The sequence below is a fragment of the Psychrobacter sp. CAL346-MNA-CIBAN-0220 genome (assembly GCF_040309805.1).
Taxonomy (GTDB): Bacteria; Pseudomonadota; Gammaproteobacteria; order Pseudomonadales; family Moraxellaceae; genus Psychrobacter.
In genome coordinates this window covers 1-2,148 of record NZ_JBEOPF010000016.1, presented here as the reverse complement: position 1 = coordinate 2,148, position 2,148 = coordinate 1, and the positions used below count along the sequence as shown (strand labels likewise).

General features: G+C 38.5%; 3 protein-coding genes. All 3 read left to right on the top strand.

Annotation, left to right across the window (positions count from 1 at the left end):
• Positions 1-534 precede the first annotated feature (534 nt).
• From AAEY88_RS12470 to AAEY88_RS12460, 3 genes are read left to right on the top strand one after another with little or no spacing between them, the layout of a single operon-like run.
• Positions 535-729 (top strand): hypothetical protein, encoded by a 195-nt coding sequence (locus AAEY88_RS12470; RefSeq protein ID WP_350562882.1) that lies wholly within the window; start codon positions 535-537, stop codon positions 727-729.
• Positions 719-1,009 (top strand): hypothetical protein, encoded by a 291-nt coding sequence (locus tag AAEY88_RS12465; protein WP_350562880.1) that lies wholly within the window; start codon positions 719-721, stop codon positions 1,007-1,009. The genes AAEY88_RS12470 and AAEY88_RS12465 overlap by 11 nt, the downstream gene beginning before the upstream one ends.
• On the top strand, positions 1,002-2,018 hold the full coding sequence (locus AAEY88_RS12460) for a phage/plasmid replication protein, II/X family (RefSeq protein ID WP_350562878.1): 1,017 nt from the start codon (positions 1,002-1,004) through the stop codon (positions 2,016-2,018). Before AAEY88_RS12465 ends, AAEY88_RS12460 begins: the two co-directional genes overlap by 8 nt.
• The last annotated feature ends 130 nt before the right edge of the window (positions 2,019-2,148 follow it).

The following is a 2,148-nucleotide window of genomic DNA, read 5'->3' as shown; positions in this document are numbered from 1 at the left end:
TCTATCTTTCCTGATAAGGCACGCTTAGCAGTTTCTACCCGAAGGGAGAAACTGCGTGAACCTCTCCGCAATATCTCAATGGCTCTGGCTGTGTAGCTAACAATCTATTAGCACAAGCCCTTCTGCCCTCCAGTTAACATCTTTTTTCTATGAAGGCGTCATAGTTTGCATGAGTAGCCTGTAGCGGTTAATTGACTCTTTTCAGTCGATTAACTAGCGTTAAGGAATTAAATGATTTCTCGATACTCTAGAACTTCTATTCAAACTGACTGCAACCGCCAACGCAAGAGCAAAACCCTTTTGCTTGCGTGGCGGTGCATTTTTTTAGGGATGTACTTAGTAATACATCCCTTTAGTACCAAACTTGGTAAATACCCCCATGCTTGATTGCGCTTAGGCTATGCAAATGAGTCTTTTGGACTCTTTACCCCCCCCCATCCCTTTTGTACCACTCTACGATAAAAAGAGTTGATAACCTGAATAACCACTGTTACTATTACTCCAAAGTGTTGCACCTTAAAAGAGAGTATAGCTATGAGCAAAAAGATTAATTTTACATTTACTGCTGACCAACTCGTTGCATTCGATTTGGCTGTTTACTACTTTAATGACCAATTAAATAATGGTCACATTGCATTACAAGGTAGTGAAAAAGAATATTATCAAAAACATTCTAAAGAACTTTTAGAGTTAATAGACGTTGTGAGAGGTGGTAAAAGTGCCTACTAAAAAACGTCGTGTCGCCCTAACTGTTGATGATGATCTAAATAAGTTATTAGAAGATTTAAGTGTTTTGATGAAAAAACCTAAGTCTTCAATAATTACTGAATTACTAGTTGATGTCACGCCAATGCTTATTGACCTTAAAAACGCTTTAGAGTTGGCAGAACAAAAGAAAGATATTAAATCTACTTTGGCTAGAATGACAGTGTTAGCTAATACTCAAGCATTAGAAATGAATAATGATGTGCTTAATCAGTTTAGCTTGTTGGAGTCTCAAGATGATTGATTGGGTAACAATGAAAATATCTTGCGAGCATGATGGAATAATATCCAATGGTGAGGTTGTCTCTCTATCAAAAGATGGAGACTCTATAGAATGGTCTCTTGTGAAGTTTCTTCCTGTTGTTGGTTCGCATGACGCAACTGTTTCGATGCGCTCAATTACTCAATCAACTATAGAAATATCGGGAAATCCTGTCAAATGGCTACAAGGTCACAATCTTTTCGGCACAAATGACTTACATCGTCTTGTATGGCTCTTTTTCACAGAACTACTAAAGATACCAGAATTGAAGTTAAAGCCTACTATGGAGCAGTTAAATCGCATTAAGCATGGTGGATACTTTATATCTAGAATAGATATAAACGAAACTTGGCACTTACCTAGTCGTGATGATGTTCTTGCTTGGATACGTGCCTCTGGTCAAAAAATGCGTCTTAAACATCGTGGTGCTGGTCAATTTAGTGGTGACACTCTTTACTGGGGTAAAGGTTCTAGACGCTGGGTTTTAAAGTGTTACTCCAAAGGTGACGAGATAGACAGCAGAAAAAGCAATTTTCCTAACGAATTACGTATTCCTCAAATGGTTGAGTATGCTGACAAAGCCTTACGTATGGAGGTTACGCTTAAATCTAACCAGTTAAGAGAACTCTTACACCATGATGCCTCGATATGGACGCCTGAAACTGCTAAAATGTTACTCCTAGAGTTTATGAAAGGTCTAGAAATGAGTAATAATATGCGATTAACTGATGATATTGTTAAGTCTCTACCCGCAGGTATGGCTATGGCTTATTTGTCTTGGTGGCATGGCTCGGACTTAAAGCAAATACTCTCTAAGAACACTTTTTACCGTTACCGTAGAAAGTTAAAAGAGTATGATATTGATATTGGTATCATGAGAGATGTTAAGGAAGATACTAACAACGTCATACCTTTAATGAGAGTCTTGGAAGCTGAACCAGTAGGTATACCCGACTGGGCTATCGAGCAAGGCTTAGTAATTTGTGCCTGATTGAGATCATTCTATATTATTAAGCCCTGCTTTTTTGTCAGGGTTTTTTTATGTCTATCTTTCCTGATAAGGCACGCTTAGCAGTTTCTACCCGAAGGGAGAAACTGCGTGAACCTCTCCGCAATATCTC

Excerpts from the sequence above, each read along its gene's own strand:
- AAEY88_RS12470 (WP_350562882.1), top strand. The coding sequence starts at position 535 with ATGAGCAAAAAGATTAATTTTACATTTACTGCTGACCAACTCGTTGCA.
- AAEY88_RS12460 (WP_350562878.1), top strand. The coding sequence starts at position 1,002 with ATGATTGATTGGGTAACAATGAAAATATCTTGCGAGCATGATGGAATA.